Below are 15,345 nucleotides of genomic sequence, written 5' to 3'. Positions count from 1 at the left end.
GCCTCGGCCCGGCCCACGAGACCACAGCCCCAACGCCCCGGAGGACCAGAATCCCCATGAACATCCCCAGCCTGTCGGCCGCCCAGGCCCGCGTCGAGGACATGCGCGCCGAGGGCCGCTACATCGTCCCCCGCTTCGTCGAGCGCACCACGCAGGGCATCCGCGAGTACGACCCGTACGCCAAGCTGTTCGAGGAGCGCATCATCTTCCTCGGCTCGCAGGTCGACGACGTCTCGGCGAACGACATCATGGCGCAGCTGCTGTGCCTGGAGTCGATGGACCCGGACCGCGAGATCCAGATGTACATCAACTCGCCCGGCGGCTCGTTCACGGCCCTGACGGCCATCTACGACACCATGCAGTACGTGAAGCCGGACATCACCACGGTCTGCATGGGCCAGGCGGCCTCCGCCGCGGCCGTGCTGCTCGCCGCCGGCACCCCCGGCAAGCGGATGGCGCTGCCGAACGCCCGGATCCTGATCCACCAGCCGTACACCGAGACCGGCCGCGGCCAGGTGTCCGACCTGGAGATCCAGGCCAAGGAGATCTTCCGGATGCGCGAGCAGCTGGAGCAGATGCTCTCCAAGCACTCCAACAAGTCGGTGGAGCAGGTGCGCGAGGACATCGAGCGCGACAAGATCCTGACCGCCGAGGAGGCCGCCGAGTACGGCCTGGTCGACCAGATCATCTCCACCCGCAAGACCTCGCTGACCTCCTGAGGTCGGCTCCCTCCCGGCCCGCGACCGGGCCGGAGGGACACATCGGGGCGGGGCGCGCACCGCTGGGGCGCGCCCCGCCCCCACCCATCGGCGGGCCCGTGCCACGGCATCTGTTCGGTATCAATTCGCCCAGGGCGTAGGGCAGACCTGGCGAAGAGGACGGAATCACGGGCCCGGCAGAGTACCGTCGGATAGCGAGACCGAGCGCCGTCGGCGTTGACGGTCCACAGCACCAGGCCCCGGAACCCCTGCGGGGCCCCTGGCGAAGGGGAAGCACCTCGTGGCACGCATCGGAGACGGTGGCGACCTGCTCAAGTGCTCGTTCTGCGGCAAGTCGCAGAAGCAGGTGAAGAAGCTGATCGCCGGCCCAGGCGTGTACATCTGCGACGAGTGCATCGACCTGTGCAACGAGATCATCGAGGAGGAACTCGCCGAGACCTCCGAGGTCCGCTTCGAGGAGCTCCCGAAGCCGCGCGAGATCTACGAGTTCCTGGACCAGTACGTGGTCGGCCAGGACCTGGCCAAGAAGGCGCTGTCGGTCGCCGTCTACAACCACTACAAGCGCGTCCAGGCGGGCGAGGCCGGCCGCAGCGGCGGCAACGGCCGCGAGGACGCCATCGAGCTGGCCAAGTCCAACATCCTGCTGTTGGGCCCCACCGGCTCCGGCAAGACCCTGCTGGCGCAGACCCTGGCCCGGATGCTCAACGTGCCGTTCGCGATCGCGGACGCCACCGCGCTGACCGAGGCCGGCTACGTCGGCGAGGACGTCGAGAACATCCTGCTCAAGCTGATCCAGGCGGCCGACTACGACGTCAAGAAGGCCGAGACCGGGATCATCTACATCGACGAGATCGACAAGGTCGCGCGCAAGAGCGAGAACCCGTCGATCACCCGGGACGTCTCCGGCGAGGGCGTGCAGCAGGCCCTGCTGAAGATCCTGGAGGGCACCACCGCCTCGGTGCCGCCGCAGGGCGGGCGCAAGCACCCGCACCAGGAGTTCATCCAGATCGACACCACCAACGTGCTGTTCATCGTCGGCGGCGCGTTCGCCGGCCTGGAGCGGATCATCGAGGGCCGCGCGGGTGCCAAGGGCATCGGCTTCGGCGCCAACATCCGCTCCAAGCGGGAGTCGGACGCCAGCGACCACTTCCGCCAGGTGATGCCCGAGGACCTGGTGAAGTTCGGCATGATCCCCGAGTTCATCGGCCGCCTGCCGGTCATCACCAGCGTGCACAACCTGGACCGCGAGGCGCTGCTGCAGATCCTCACCGAGCCGCGCAACGCCCTGGTCAAGCAGTACCGCAAGCTCTTCGAACTGGACGGCGTGGAGCTGGAGTTCTCCCGGGACGCGCTGGAGGCGATCGCCGACCAGGCGATCCTGCGCGGCACCGGCGCGCGCGGGCTGCGGGCCATCATGGAGGAGGTGCTGATGTCCGTGATGTACGAGGTCCCCTCGCGCCAGGACGTCGCCCGCGTGGTGGTCACCGGGGACGTGGTCTCCAAGCACGCCATCCCCACCCTCGTCCCGCGCGACATGATCAAGCGCGAGCGCCGCGAGAAGAGCGCCTGACCCGACGGCCGTCACCCGACGGCACGCGAAGACGCGCGAGAGCACCCGAGGGGCCCCGCACCGGATCCGGTGCGGGGCCCCTCGGGTGTGACGAGCGCGGTGCTACTTGGCGACGACCATGGCGTCGCGGATCGCCCGCGTCCTGGCGGCCGCCTGGTCCGGGCTGAGCCCCTGACCGCCGCCGCCGGTGCCCAGGTTGAGCTTGCTGAAGGTGATCCGGCCGGTGGTGGACTTGTCCGCCCACACGCAGACCGTCGGGCCGGGCTTGCCGGCGAGCAGGCCGGCCACGCCGCAGGAGAGCTTCGCCGAGGAGTTGTTGGCGTCCTGCGCCGGGAAGTCGGTCATCGGCGTGGTCCAGGTCAGGCCGCCGGTGTCCTTCTTGGAGTCCTCGATGATCTGCGCGGGGTCGTTCAGGTTCCCGTACACGCCGACCACCGAGAAGGTGTCCAGCGCGTCCGACCCCTTGCTGTAGCTGGCCACCAGGACCTGCAGGTCGGTGCCGAACTTCGACGCCTCGGGCTTGTTCATGTCGGCGGCCTGCTCCTTCGCCGACTTCTGCACGTAGCCGTCCGGCAGCGTCTGCGGGGCGGTGATCTTGTACTGGCCGCCCTGGTCGCCGCCGAGGAACGTCCAGGCGGCGAAGCCGCCGCCGCCCAGCACCAGCGCGCCGACCACCAGACCGATGACCAGGCCGCCCTTGCCCTTCGGCGGCGGCGCCACCGGGTAGCCCGGCTGGCCGTACGGCGCCTGTGGCGGTACCCCGTACGGCGGCGGCGCGCCGTACGGCTGCTGGGGCGCGCCGTACTGGGGCTGCGGCGGCTGGCCGTAGGGCGGTTGCGGGGCGCCGTACGCCTGCTGCGGCGGCGCGCCGTACTGCGGCGGGGCCCCGTAGGGCTGCGGCTGCGGTTGTCCCTGCGGATACTGCTGTCCCTGGCCGTACATCTGCTCCGTGCTCCCCCGCCGCACCAGCGGCCTGTCTGTCGTCGTGGACCCGTTCCGTGCCCGTCCGGTCGACCGGACGAGTGCCCGGGCACGCTACCGCACGGCGCCCGCCGCGGCCCCGTCCGGGCGCGGCGGGTCCACGGACCGAAAGCGGTTCGTAACCCGCCCCCCCGGTTACGTAAACTGTGCGTCGTGACCGACACGACGAACCAGCGCCCCGTGAGCACCTCTGCCGGGGACGAAGCAGCCACCCTCCCGACGACCTACACCCCCGCGGACGTAGAGGGCGAGCTGTACGAGCGCTGGGTGGAGCGTGGGTACTTCAGCGCCGACGCGAAGAGCGACAAGCCGCCGTTCACCATCGTCATCCCCCCGCCGAACGTCACCGGCAGCCTGCACCTGGGCCACGCCTTCGAGCACACGCTGATCGACGCGCTGGTCCGCCGCAAGCGCATGCAGGGCTACGAGGCCCTCTGGCAGCCCGGCATGGACCACGCCGGCATCGCCACCCAGAACGTGGTCGAGCGCGAGCTCGCCAAGGAGGGCAAGTCCCGCCACGACCTGGGCCGCGAGGCCTTCGTCGAGCGCGTCTGGAAGTGGAAGGCGGAGTCCGGCGGCCAGATCTCCGGCCAGATGCGGCGTCTCGGCGACGGCGTGGACTGGTCCCGCGAGCGGTTCACCATGGACGAGGGCCTGTCCCAGGCCGTCCAGACCATCTTCAAGAAGCTCTACGACGACGAGCTGATCTACCGCGCCGAGCGCATCATCAACTGGTGCCCGCGCTGCCTGACCGCCATCTCGGACATCGAGGTGGAGTACCAGGACGACGACGGCGAGCTGGTCTCGATCCGCTACGGCGAGGGCGAGAACTCCATCGTCGTCGCGACCACGCGCGCCGAGACGATGCTCGGCGACACCGCGGTCGCCGTCCACCCGGAGGACGAGCGGTACCGGCACCTGGTCGGCACCGAGATCGAGCTGCCGCTGACCGGCCGCCGGATCCCGATCGTCGCCGACACCCACGTCGACCCGGAGTTCGGCACCGGTGCCGTCAAGGTGACGCCCGCGCACGACCCGAACGACTTCGAGATCGGCCAGCGGCACGACCTGCCGAACATCGCCGTCATGGACGAGCACGCCGTCATCACCGTGCACGGCCCCTTCCTCGGCCTGGACCGCCTGGAGGCCCGCTCGGCTATCGTCGCCGCGCTGCGCGCCGAGGGCCGGATCGTCGCCGAGAAGCGCCCGTACACCCACTCGGTGGGCCACTGCTCGCGCTGCAAGACCACCATCGAGCCGCGGCTGTCCATGCAGTGGTGGGTCAAGGTCGGCCCGCTCGCCCAGGCCGCCGGTGACGCGGTCCGCGACGGCAAGGTCAAGATCCACCCGCAGGAGATGGAGAAGCGGTACTTCGACTGGGTCGACAACCTGCACGACTGGTGCATCTCGCGCCAGCTGTGGTGGGGCCACCGCATCCCGGTCTGGTACGGCCCGAACGGCGAGATCGTCTGCGTCGGCCCCGACGAGCAGCCGCCGACGGGCGAGGGCTGGCACCAGGACACCGACGTCCTGGACACCTGGTTCTCCTCCGGCCTGTGGCCGTTCTCCACGCTCGGCTGGCCGGAGCAGACCGACAGCCTCGCGAAGTTCTACCCGAACTCCGTCCTGGTCACCGGCTACGACATCCTGTTCTTCTGGGTCGCCCGGATGATGATGTTCGGCCTCTACGCGATGGACGGCACCCCGCCGTTCCACACCATCGCGCTGCACGGCATGGTCCGTGACCAGAACGGCAAGAAGATGTCGAAGTCCTTCGGCAACGTGGTCAACCCGTTGGACTGGATGGACAAGTACGGCTCCGACGCGCTGCGCTTCACGCTGGCGCGCGGTGCCAACCCGGGCGTCGACGTGCCGATCGGCGAGGACTGGGTCCAGGCGGCCCGCAACTTCGCCAACAAGATCTGGAACGCCACCCGCTTCGCGCTGATGAACGGCGCCACCGTCGAGGGCCCGCTGCCCGCGCCGGAGGAGCTGACCGCGAGCGACCGCTGGATCCTGTCGCGCCTCAACAGCACCGTCGCCGAGGTGGACGGGCTGTACGAGGACTACCAGTTCTCCAAGCTCTCCGAGGCGCTGTACCACTTCGCCTGGGACGAGGTCTTCGACTGGTACGTCGAGCTCTCCAAGACCACCCTGGCCAAGGGCGGCCCGCGGGCCGACGCCGCGCGCCGGGTGCTCGGCGAGGTCCTGGACGTCACGCTGCGGCTGCTGCACCCGATCGTCCCCTTCGTCACCGAGACGCTGTGGACCACGCTGACCGGTGCCGAGTCGGTCGTCATCGCCGACTGGCCGGCCGACAGCGGCTACCGCGACGCCGAGGCCGAGGCGGAGATCGCCACGCTGCAGCAGGTCGTCACCGAGGTCCGCCGGTTCCGCACGGACCAGGGCCTCAAGCCGGGCCAGCGCGTCCCGGCCAAGCTGGAGCTGGGCGGCACCGCGCTCGCCGCCCACGAGGACGCGATCCGCTCGCTGCTGCGGCTGACCGCCCCCGAGGAGGGCTTCGCGGCCACCGCCTCGCTGCCGGTGGCCGGTGCCACCGTCGCGCTGGACCTGTCCGGCACCATCGACGTCGCGGCGGAGCGCAAGCGCCTCGCCAAGGACCTCGCGGCCGCCGAGAAGGAGAAGGCCCAGACCACCGCCAAGCTCGGCAACGAGGCGTTCCTCGCCAAGGCGCCGGACGAGGTGGTCGCCAAGATCAAGGGCCGTCAGGAGGCCGCCGAGGCCGACATCGCCCGGATCACCGCCCAGCTCGCGGCGCTGCCGCAGGGCTGAGCCCGTACCGGCCCGTGAGGGGCCGCACTCCGCGACGCGCGGGGTGCGGCCCCTCGGCGTTTCGGCGGTGCGGCCCCTCGGCGTTTCGCGGTCCCGGCTCCTGGTGCCGGCGGAGGGCCGTTTTTTGTTACGCCTAATAGCGCAGCAACATTGCTCCCTTCCGGCGAATATTCATCCTGGACCGGGTGAGGTCCTATTCCGAGCGAATTGATTCCGGTCTTGCCCGCGCGCGTTCGCGGAAGTTTGCAGGTCGGATGTGTACGGTGTGCACGGAGTTTCCGAGGGGCGTTTCTGCCGAGCGTTCCCGCGGGGTGTCCCTGATGGGCGACGGACGGGAGGGCACGGCGTGGTGGTGACCGAGGAGTTGGCCGACGAACTGCCTGCCGAGGCGGTCGAGGAAGCCAAGGCCAGGGCGGCGACCCTGTTGCTCGCCTTCCGGCACGGGAACCAGCTCGCGTTCGACCACGAGCTGGACGTGCTGTTCGCCGAGCGGGCCGAGCGCGAGGTGACCACCCTGCTCGCCTGGATCGCCGCCGAGGCCGTCCGCAAGGCGTACGCCCCCGAGGTCGGGGACAGGGTGTTGCGGGCGATGGCCCGGCGCGCCCCGGCCGACACCGGCGCGGTCGCGGTGGACGAGGAGAGCGCGAGCGCGGCCCGGCTGATCGAGGCGGTGGCGGCCGGCGAGGTGGCCGAGGTCCGCGGTCTGGTCGCCTCGACGGCCGACACCACCTTCCTGCTGGGCGGTCTGCTGCAGGGCGTCGCGATGATGCTGCCGCTGCTGCCCGAGGGCGAACTGGCCGAGATCACCGCCGAGTTGCGCCGTCGGCATGGTGGCACCGTGCACCTGCCGGAGGCCCGGGCCGGGGTCTGACCCGGGCCTGCGGCAGGCCGCCCGCCGTGCCCTACGGCATGGCGTGCAGGTGGGCGCCGATGGTACCGGCGACGGGGTTGCCCGCCTTGGCGTCCCAGTTGGTGGACCAGGTCATCGCGCCGCCGATGCCCGGCCAGGTGGTGTCGGGCCGGTAGCTGCCGCAGTTGGCGCCGGACGCCAGGCAGTCCAGCGCCCGGTCGACCGTGCCGGCGTCGAGGTAGCCGCCGCCCGCCGCGCTGGTCGAGGCCGGCACCCCGAGGCCCACCTGGTCGGGGCGCAGCCCGCCCTTGAGCTGGATGCAGGCCAGCGCGGTGAGGAAGTTCTCGGTGCCCTGCGAGTAGACGTTGCCGTCGCAGCCGTTCATCGCGCCGGAGTTGTAGTACTGCATGTTGACGATGGTGAGGATGTCCTTCACGTTCAGCGCCAGCTTGAAGTACTCCATGCCGGTCGACTGCATGTCGATCGTCTGCGGCGCCATGGTGAGGATGAATCCGCTGCCCGCCTTCGCCGCCAGCGCGTGCAGGGCCTGGCCCAGGTAGGTGGAGCTGACGCCGTTCTCCAGGTCGATGTCGATCCCGTCGAAGCCGTAGGCCTGCATCAGCGCCCAGGCGGTGCTGGTGAAGGTCGCGGCGGAGGCGGAGTCACCCACCCAGACCGTGCCGTTCTGGCCGCCGATCGAGAGCACCACCCGTTTCCCGGCGGCCCGCTTGGCGGCGATGTCGGCCTTGAACTGGGCATCGGTGTAGCCGCCGAGGCGGGCGGCGAGCGCGGGGTCGAGCGTGAAGGACAGCCCGCCGCGGGTGGCGGTGGCGTCGGCGAAGGAGACCGCGATGATGTCGTAGGCGGCCGGGACGTCGCTGATCCGTTGGACGGTGGCGCCGTTGTCGAAGTTCTGCCAGTAGCCGGTGAGGATGTGCTTGGGCAGGCCGGGCGGCTTGCCCGTCGAGGTGGCGGTCGGGCTCGCGGTGCCGGTCGGGCTCGTGCTGCCGGTGGGGGAGGGGCTGCCGGGGTCCGTCGCGGTGGCCGTCGGGCTCGGGGACGCGGTCGCGGTCGGGCTCGGGGACGGCTGCGGGCCGCCGGGGCCGAGCAGTGACACGTCGTCGGCGAGGAAGGCCGGCTGTCCGTACCAGCCGTGCAGGTAGACGGTGACGCTGGTGGTGTCGGGGCCGGTGGTGAAGCCGCTGCTCAGCTGGGCCCAGCCCGGGGAGGTCGTCCAGGTGCTCGGATCGGTGCCGCCGGTGCCGCGGGCGCCCAGGTAGACGTACGAGCCCTGCACCCAGGCGCTCAGCGTGTACGAGGAGGAGGGCTTCACCGGGACGGTCTGGGTGCACTCGCCGGTGTCGCCCGTGCCCGGGCTGGACTGCAGGGCGTACCGGCCGGAGTGCGCGGTGGTGCTCTGGACGGCGCCGACGGTGCAGCTCCAGCCGGTCGGGTTCCCGGTCTCGAAGCCGCCGTTGGTGATCAGGTCGGTGTCGGCGGCGTGCGCGCCGGTGTCGTCGGCGAGCACGAGCCCGCTCAGGCCGATGGCGACGGCGCTCGCTCCGGCGAGCAGGGAGTGGACGGCGCGCGGGCGCCGGTGTCGGGCAGGTGGCATGACTCCGTCTCCAGTGGGGGAGGCCCGGCGGAGCGCGGTGGGGGAGCTCCGTCCGGGGTGTCGATGGTGCGCGTGCGGGAGCTACCGACAACTCAAGTCCCTGTCGGGAAAGGAGACTTGACTCACAAGGTGGAGTAGACCAATCCGGCTGTCAAGAGGGCACCACCCTCTTCGGCCCCGGCCTCAGGCGGCCGTCGGCAGCGCCGCTGCCCCGGTGGCCCCGGCGAGCGCCCTGGTCAGTGCGGCGATCCGGGCCGAGGCCAGGCCGTCGCCGTAGGGGCTCGGGGCGGCCGCGAGCCGGGCCAGGCGCTCGGGGGTGTCGGAGAGCCAGTCACGGGCCAGCCCGCCCAGCTCTTCGCCGGGCCCGACCAGCGCGGCGAAGCCGGCCGCCACCGCCTCCGGGCGCTCGGTGGAGCGGCGCACCACCAGCAGCGGACGGCCGAGCACGGTGCACTCCTCCTGCACGCCGCCGGAGTCGGAGACCAGCAGCGCCGCGTGGCTCGCCAGGCCCAGGAAGTCGGCGTAGCCGACCGGGCCGGTGACCGCCAGCCGCTCCAGCAGGTCGTCCAGGCCGAAGCGCTCGACGGCGGCCCGGGTGCGCGGGTGCATCGGGAACAGCACCGGGGTGCCGGCCCGGGCGATCCGGTCCAGCTCGGCGAGGACGGCGCCGAGCGCCTCGGCGGTGTCGGTGTTCTCCGGGCGGTGCACGGTGGCCAGCACGTATCCGTCCGGGCGCAGCCCGTGCGCGGCGAGCAGCGCGGCACGGACGGTCTCGTCCGGCAGCTGACGGCGGACCACCTCGACGACGGTGTTGCCGGTGAGCTCGATCCGGTCCTCGGCCAGCGACTCGGCGCGCAGGTTGGCGACGTTGTCCGAGGTGGCGGCGCAGAGCAGGTCGGAGACGTGGTCGACCATCACCCGGTTGTGCTCCTCGGGCATCGCCCGGTCGAAGCTGCGCAGCCCTGCCTCGACGTGGACCAGCGGGATCTCCCGGGCGTTGGCGGCCAGCGCCCCGGCGAGGGTGGCGTTGGTGTCGCCCTGGACGACGACGGCGACGGGGCGGTCCTCGGCGAAGGCGGCGTCCAGCTGGCCCAGGGACTGGGCGATCTGGCCGGCCCGGGGGCGGCCGCCGACCCCGGTGAGCAGTTCGGGCCGGGGCAGGTCCAGGTCGCGCAGGAAGCGGCCGGACATCGCCTCGTCCCAGTGCTGGCCGGTGTGCACCAGCCGGGTGGCGTCGCCGAGCTCGTGGATCAGCGGGGCGAGCTTGACCAGCTCGGGGCGGGTGCCGAGGACGACGGCGACGCTGGACGGGGGCAGGCAGGTGCTCATGCGGGAGGCTCCGGGGGAGACGGGGAGGGGCACGGGCCGGGGGCGGGGCCGGGCGCGCGGGGCTGGGGTGGCGGCTCAGGATTCGAGCGCGGTGGGGGCGCCGAGGGCGACCTTCTCGGCGTTGCGGCGGGTCTTGGCCCAGCCGTTGCGTCCGAGCAGCAGCCGGACGGCGGCCCGGGCGGCGACCACGAAGAGGTGGTAGGCGTAGAGCCAGACCAGGACGCCCCAGAGCAGCCCGGTGAGCCGGCGGCGGTCCGGGTGGACGGCCTTGCGGTAGGCGAGGCCCCAGAACACCATCGGCAGCGTGGCGAGCACGAAGACGAGCAGCATCCACGGCCCGAACCGGAGCTGGAAGTCGGTGGTCTCGGCGGGGAAGAGCACCAGCCCGGCGGCGGTGATCCCGAGCGAGAGCGGGAACAGCAGCACCAGGAGGACGCAGACCACGGGCTGCAGGAAGGTGTACATCACCTCGGCCTTGCCGGACCAGGTGTAGTGCGGGGAGCGCAGCACCCGGCCGGTGTAACGCAGGCACTGCATGTTGCCCTGGGCCCAGCGGGTGCGCTGGGTGAGGAAGCGGCGCAGCGAGACCAGGCCCTCCTGGGAGACCTGGGTCTCGGTGACGTGGGTGAGCCGCCAGCCCGCCAGGCGCAGGTCCAGTCCGGACTCGTAGTCCTCCAGCAGTGCCCGTTCGGGCCAGGGGCGGCCGGCCCGGCCCTCCTCGGTGGTGAGCGAGTCGAGGGCGCTGAGCCGGACGAACTGGCCGTTGCCGCCGAGGCCGACGCTGCCGGTGCGTCGGCGCAGCAGCTGCATGCCGGCGTTGTTGGCCTGGAACTCGACGTCCTGCATCCGCACGAGCGCGCGGGCGACGGCGTTGGCGGCGCGGCCGCGGCCGGGCAGCGGGAGCTCGTCGTCGGCGTTGCGCATCCGGACGCCGATCTGGACGGCGCCGGTGTCGGGGCGGCCGAGGGCCTTGGCGTTGCAGACCTGGGCGAGGGTGCCCGGGTCGAGCCGGCCGTCGGCGTCGACGACGCCGATCACCACGCGGGAGCGGTCGGTGTCCTCGGGCAGCCGGGCGGAGATCTCCCGGTAGGCGGCGTTGAGGGCGGCGCCCTTGCCGATCCGGGCGTGCGGACGGCGGCGCTGGACCAGGTGGACGCGCGGGTCGCGGGCCGCCGCGGCGAGCACCAGCTCGCGGGTGGCGTCCTCGCTGTCGTCGTCGATCACCCACAGGTGGGCCTCGGGCGCGGCGGCCCGCAGGCCGTCCAGGGTCTGGGTGACCACGGCCTCCTCGTCACGGCACGGGATGACCAGGTGCCACTGGAAGGCGGCGGGGTCGCCGGGCTCGGCGGGCCGGTTGTGCCGGAAGGCGTGGCGGGAGCCGGCCCAGTAGACGAGGAAGCGTCCGAAGACGAGCGCCAGGTAGGCCACGAGGGCCAGCGAGATCAGTTCGGCGACCCAGACGACGGCGTCCTGGCGAAGCACGATCCAGTCGTGCAGGGCGTCGGGCATGGCGCAGTGCTCCTCGTGATCAAAGGTTGGCGGCTCCCGTTGACTGCGAATCGATGCTTCATTGCGGCTCAAACTCGCTAAATGAATAGTAAAGGGATCAAACTGGTGTGTAGCGGTGAAGCCCGGACAAAGTGGCCGTTCTCACCCCGCCCCTCACCCTGTGAGGAGGTCACGCCAGCGCTCCGTAGACTGTGGTCGTGAGCGACAAGGCCGACCCGAACCCGTACACCATCCGCCCCGCCGACGGCGGCACCGGCGACGCCCTGCGCGACGTCGAGACGGACCTCTCCAAGCGCTGGCCGGAGAACAAGCTGGAGCCCTCGCTCGACCGGATCGAGGCGCTGATGGACATCCTGGGCCAGCCCCAGCGGTCCTTCCCCTCCATCCACATCACCGGCACCAACGGCAAGACCTCCACCGCCCGGATGATCGAGCAGCTGCTCAACAGCTTCGAGCTGCGCACCGGCCGCTACACCAGCCCGCACGTCGAGTCCGTCACCGAGCGGATCAGCCTGGACGGCGCCCCGATCGCCCCCGAGCGCTTCGTCGAGGTCTACCGCGACATCGAGCCCTACGTGCAGATGGTCGACGCGGCGCAGCCGGTGCCGATGTCCTTCTTCGAGGTGCTGACCGGCATGGCCTACGCCGCCTTCGCCGACGCCCCCGTCGACGTCGCCGTGGTCGAGGTCGGCATGGGCGGCTCCTGGGACGCCACCAACGTCATCGACGCCGCCGTCGCCGTGATCACCCCGATCGGCCTCGACCACACCGACAAGCTCGGCGGGACCACCGGCGAGATCGCCGTCGAGAAGTCCGGGATCATCAAGCCCGACGCCGTCGCCGTCGTCGCCCAGCAGCAGCTCGACGCCGCCCAGGTCATCCTGCGCCGCGCCGTCGAGGTGGACGCCACGGTCGCCCGCGAGGGCATGGAGTTCGGCGTGATCCGCCGCGAACTCGCCGTCGGCGGCCAGCTGGTGACGCTGCGCGGACTCGGCGGCGAGGAGTACGAGGACGTCTTCATCCCGCTGCACGGCGAGTACCAGGCGCACAACGCGGCACTCGCGCTCGCCGCGGTCGAGGCCTTCTTCGGCGTCGGCGGCGCCCGCGGCGGCCAGCTCGACGTCGACAAGATCCGCCAGGCCTTCTCCGGCGTCTCCTCGCCGGGCCGCCTGGAGGTCGTCCGCCGCAGCCCCACGATCGTCCTGGACGCCGCGCACAACCCGCACGGCGCCCGCGCCACCGTCGCCGCCCTCACCGAGTCCTTCGGCTTCACCCGGCTCGTCGGCGTGATCGGCACCTCCGGCGACAAGGACGTGGCCGGCGTGCTGGAAGCCTTCGAGCCGATCCTGGCCGAGGTCGTCATCACCCAGAACTCCACCCACCGCGCGATGGACGTCGACGAGCTCGCCGCCCTGGCCGTCGAGGTCTTCGGCGAGGACCGCGTCCAGGTCGAGCCCCGCCTCGACGACGCCATCGCCGCCGCCGTCACCCTCGCCGAGGAGGAGGGCGACCTCGGCGGCGCCGGGGTGCTGGTCACCGGTTCGGTCATCACGGTGGGCGAGGCCCGCCTGCTGCTCGGGAGGAAGTGACATGAGGACGCTCTGCTCCTCGACGCTGATCGGCGAAGCGCTGCTGGCGATGTTCGCCGGACTGGTCGCGATGCGGCTCTCCGACGTCCCGACGGCCACGGTCTGGACCGTCACCGGCATCGCGATGGTCCTGTGCGTCGCGCTCTGCGGCATGATCGACCGCCCCGGCGCGGTGCCGATCGGCTGGGCGCTGCAGATCGGTCTGATCGCCAGCGGCTTCGTGCTGCCGACCATGTTCGGCCTCGGCGTGGTCTTCGCCGGCCTGTGGTGGTGCTCGGTGCACTACGGCCGCAAGGTGGACGCCTTCAAGGCCGCCCGCGCGGCCGCCACCGAGGCCGCGGCCGCCCGGGTCTAGGGCAGGTCCGGGGCCCGGACCGGCCGACCGACACGCCGTGTACGCAAGGTAACCTCTGCCGTGTCGGCCCACTCGTCGACCCGACCGTCCGCCGCACCGAATCCCCAGGAGACGCACCGTGTCCCAGCGCACTCTCGTCCTGCTCAAGCCCGACGCCGTCCGCCGCGGCCTGGCGGGCGAGATCATCAGCCGCATCGAGCGCAAGGCCGGCTGGCGCTTCGCCGCGATCGAGCTGCGCACCTTCGACCGGGCGACGCTGGAGCAGCACTACGCGGAGCACGTCGGCCGCCCGTTCTACGAGCCGCTGCTGGAGTTCATGACCTCCGGCCCGTCCCTCGCGCTGATCGTCGAGGGCGAGGAGGTCGTGAAGGGCATCCGCATGCTCGCCGGGGCCACCAACCCGCTGGAGGCCGGCGCCGGCACCATCCGCGGCGACTACGCGACGATCACCCGCGAGAACCTGATCCACGCCTCCGACTCCCCGGAGTCCGCCGAGCGCGAGATCAAGATCTTCTTCCCCGCGCACGCCTGACCCGGACGGGCGCGACGCCCGGAGGACCCCGGGACCGCCCCGGTCGGGACCATTGGCCCGGCCGGGGCATTCTTATCGTGAAATAGGGAACTGGGGATGCCGACACGGCGTCCCAATCCGGGGAGAAGCGATCACGCTCCGGACAATGGACGGTATGCCCCACGTCGACGTCCGTACCGCGAGGCGTGACTACGATGGACGCGACTCAAGGGCCCGGTAAGGCAGCTCAGCTGGTCTCCGCCCAAGCGTGGGCGCACGCAGTCGTCCACCCCCCATGAACTCCGAGCCCGGGAAGGCACCCACACCCCATGGCGAGCAACCTGTCGTTCATCGGCCGCGACTTGGCGATCGACCTCGGAACTGCCAACACGCTGGTGTACGTCAGGGGCAAGGGCATCGTCCTGAACGAGCCGTCGGTCGTCGCCGTGAACACCAACACCGGCGGCATCCTCGCCGTCGGCGCCGAGGCCAAGAAGATGATCGGCCGCACCCCGGGCAACATCGTCGCCATCCGCCCGCTCAAGGACGGCGTGATCGCCGACTTCGAGATCACCGAGCGCATGCTGCGGTACTTCATCCTCAAGATCCACCGCCGCCGCTACCTCGCCCGCCCGCGCGTCGTCGTCTGCGTCCCCTCCGGCATCACCGGCGTCGAGCGCCGCGCCGTCATCGAGGCCTCCTCGCAGGCCGGCGCCCGCCAGGTGCACATCATCGAGGAGCCGATGGCCGCCGCCATCGGCGCCGGCCTCCCCGTCCACGAGGCCACCGGCAACATGGTCGTCGACATCGGCGGCGGCACCACCGAAGTCGCCGTCATCTCCCTCGGCGGCATCGTCACCGCCCAGTCCATCCGGGTCGCCGGCGACGAACTCGACAACGCGATCGTCCAGCACATCAAGAAGGAGTACTCGCTCCTCCTCGGCGAGCGCAGCGCCGAACAGATCAAGATGAGCATCGGCAGCGCCTTCGGCCTGGATGGCGAGAAGGACGAACACGCCGAGATCCGCGGCCGCGACCTGGTCAGCGGCCTGCCCAAGACCGTCGTCATCTCCGCCGCCGAGGTCCGCGAGGCCATCGACGAGCCGGTCAACTCGATCATCGACGCGGTCAAGACCACCCTCGACCAGTGCCCGCCCGAGCTGGCCGGCGACGTCATGGACCGCGGCATCGTGCTCACCGGCGGCGGCGCCCTGCTGCGCGGCCTCGACGAGCGACTGCGCCGCGAGACCGGCATGCCGATCCACATCGCCGAGAACCCGCTCGACTCCGTCGCGCTCGGCTCCGGCAAGTGCGTCGAGGAGTTCGAGGCCCTCCAGCAGGTACTCGACGCCCAGCCGCGCCGCTAGCACCACAGCACACATCCGACACGACTGAACGGGCCGCCGCCCCGGCCCCACCGCCCGGGCGGCCGCCCGGGACGAAGGGGGCGTTCCCCCACCCGGCGGGACACACGAGATAGCCGGCTACAGCTGATACTGGTGGGGGGCGGGGCCGTAGCGCGGA

The 15,345-nt window shown here is 71.5% G+C and carries 12 protein-coding genes; 8 read left to right on the top strand and 4 right to left on the bottom strand.

From position 1 onward, the window contains the following. Positions 1 to 56 precede the first annotated feature (56 nt). Entirely contained in the window at positions 57 to 719 is a 663-nt protein-coding gene (locus AB0Q99_RS30210) for an ATP-dependent Clp protease proteolytic subunit (protein WP_329931164.1), read from the top strand. A gap of 280 nt (positions 720 to 999) precedes the next feature. Beyond that, positions 1,000 to 2,289 carry an ATP-dependent Clp protease ATP-binding subunit ClpX gene (clpX, locus tag AB0Q99_RS30205; RefSeq protein WP_045696864.1) on the top strand — a complete coding sequence of 430 codons (1,290 nt, stop codon included), beginning with the start codon at positions 1,000 to 1,002 and terminating at the stop codon, positions 2,287 to 2,289. Positions 2,290 to 2,391: 102 nt separating this feature from the next. On the opposite strand, the gene AB0Q99_RS30200 is transcribed toward clpX, so the two are convergent. Further along, on the bottom strand, positions 2,392 to 3,231 hold the full coding sequence (locus AB0Q99_RS30200) for a hypothetical protein (RefSeq protein ID WP_363576755.1): 840 nt from the start codon (positions 3,229 to 3,231) through the stop codon (positions 2,392 to 2,394). A gap of 192 nt (positions 3,232 to 3,423) precedes the next feature. Between AB0Q99_RS30200 and AB0Q99_RS30195 the strand changes: the two genes are divergently transcribed. Beyond that, the gene (locus AB0Q99_RS30195) at positions 3,424 to 6,063 is read left to right on the top strand and encodes a valine--tRNA ligase (protein WP_363576754.1); all 2,640 of its coding nucleotides are present in this window, start codon (positions 3,424 to 3,426) and stop codon (positions 6,061 to 6,063) included. A 346-nt stretch (positions 6,064 to 6,409) separates the two neighbouring features. Further along, positions 6,410 to 6,934: a hypothetical protein gene (locus AB0Q99_RS30190; protein WP_363576753.1), complete on the top strand. Its 525-nt coding sequence runs from the start codon at positions 6,410 to 6,412 to the stop codon at positions 6,932 to 6,934. A 31-nt stretch (positions 6,935 to 6,965) separates the two neighbouring features. Here AB0Q99_RS30190 and AB0Q99_RS30185 read toward each other — a convergent pair whose 3' ends face one another. The 3 genes from AB0Q99_RS30185 to AB0Q99_RS30175 form a co-directional block, all read right to left on the bottom strand. Then, positions 6,966 to 8,528, bottom strand: coding sequence for a glycosyl hydrolase family 18 protein (locus AB0Q99_RS30185; protein ID WP_363576752.1), 1,563 nt, complete (start codon positions 8,526 to 8,528; stop codon positions 6,966 to 6,968). Between the two features lie 183 nt (positions 8,529 to 8,711). Beyond that, positions 8,712 to 9,857, bottom strand: a complete 1,146-nt coding sequence (wecB, locus tag AB0Q99_RS30180; protein ID WP_363576751.1) for a UDP-N-acetylglucosamine 2-epimerase (non-hydrolyzing) — start codon at positions 9,855 to 9,857, stop codon at positions 8,712 to 8,714. Between the two features lie 75 nt (positions 9,858 to 9,932). Beyond that, positions 9,933 to 11,366: a glycosyltransferase family 2 protein gene (locus AB0Q99_RS30175; protein WP_363576750.1), complete on the bottom strand. Its 1,434-nt coding sequence runs from the start codon at positions 11,364 to 11,366 to the stop codon at positions 9,933 to 9,935. Between the two features lie 230 nt (positions 11,367 to 11,596). Here AB0Q99_RS30175 and AB0Q99_RS30170 point away from each other — a divergent pair, with 230 nt between their 5' ends. From AB0Q99_RS30170 to AB0Q99_RS30155, 4 genes are all read left to right on the top strand, one after another. After that, on the top strand, positions 11,597 to 12,955 hold the full coding sequence (locus AB0Q99_RS30170; protein WP_363576799.1) for a folylpolyglutamate synthase/dihydrofolate synthase family protein: 1,359 nt from the start codon (positions 11,597 to 11,599) through the stop codon (positions 12,953 to 12,955). 1 nt (position 12,956) lies between these two features. Beyond that, positions 12,957 to 13,310 carry a DUF4233 domain-containing protein gene (locus AB0Q99_RS30165; RefSeq protein WP_363576749.1) on the top strand — a complete coding sequence of 118 codons (354 nt, stop codon included), beginning with the start codon at positions 12,957 to 12,959 and terminating at the stop codon, positions 13,308 to 13,310. Positions 13,311 to 13,428: 118 nt separating this feature from the next. Further along, complete coding sequence (ndk, locus tag AB0Q99_RS30160; RefSeq protein WP_360248577.1) at positions 13,429 to 13,842, top strand: nucleoside-diphosphate kinase; 414 nt, start codon at positions 13,429 to 13,431, stop codon at positions 13,840 to 13,842. Between the two features lie 320 nt (positions 13,843 to 14,162). Then, positions 14,163 to 15,188 (top strand): rod shape-determining protein, encoded by a 1,026-nt coding sequence (locus AB0Q99_RS30155; protein ID WP_363576797.1) that lies wholly within the window; start codon positions 14,163 to 14,165, stop codon positions 15,186 to 15,188. The last annotated feature ends 157 nt before the right edge of the window (positions 15,189 to 15,345 follow it).

The organism is Kitasatospora sp. NPDC086791 (assembly GCF_040685975.1).
Classification (GTDB): Bacteria; Actinomycetota; Actinomycetes; order Streptomycetales; family Streptomycetaceae; genus Kitasatospora.
Note: the sequence above shows the minus strand (reverse complement) of the source record. Positions and strands in the feature narration are given on the sequence as shown.

Bases quoted from the DNA above. Each gene is read 5' to 3' on its own strand.
- AB0Q99_RS30210 (WP_329931164.1), top strand. From the start codon at position 57: ATGAACATCCCCAGCCTGTCGGCCGCCCAGGCCCGCGTCGAGGACATG.
- AB0Q99_RS30200 (WP_363576755.1), bottom strand. From the start codon at position 3,231: ATGTACGGCCAGGGACAGCAGTATCCGCAGGGACAACCGCAGCCGCAG.
- AB0Q99_RS30185 (WP_363576752.1), bottom strand. From the start codon at position 8,528: ATGCCACCTGCCCGACACCGGCGCCCGCGCGCCGTCCACTCCCTGCTC.
- wecB (WP_363576751.1), bottom strand. From the start codon at position 9,857: ATGAGCACCTGCCTGCCCCCGTCCAGCGTCGCCGTCGTCCTCGGCACC.
- AB0Q99_RS30175 (WP_363576750.1), bottom strand. From the start codon at position 11,366: ATGCCCGACGCCCTGCACGACTGGATCGTGCTTCGCCAGGACGCCGTC.
- AB0Q99_RS30165 (WP_363576749.1), top strand. From the start codon at position 12,957: ATGAGGACGCTCTGCTCCTCGACGCTGATCGGCGAAGCGCTGCTGGCG.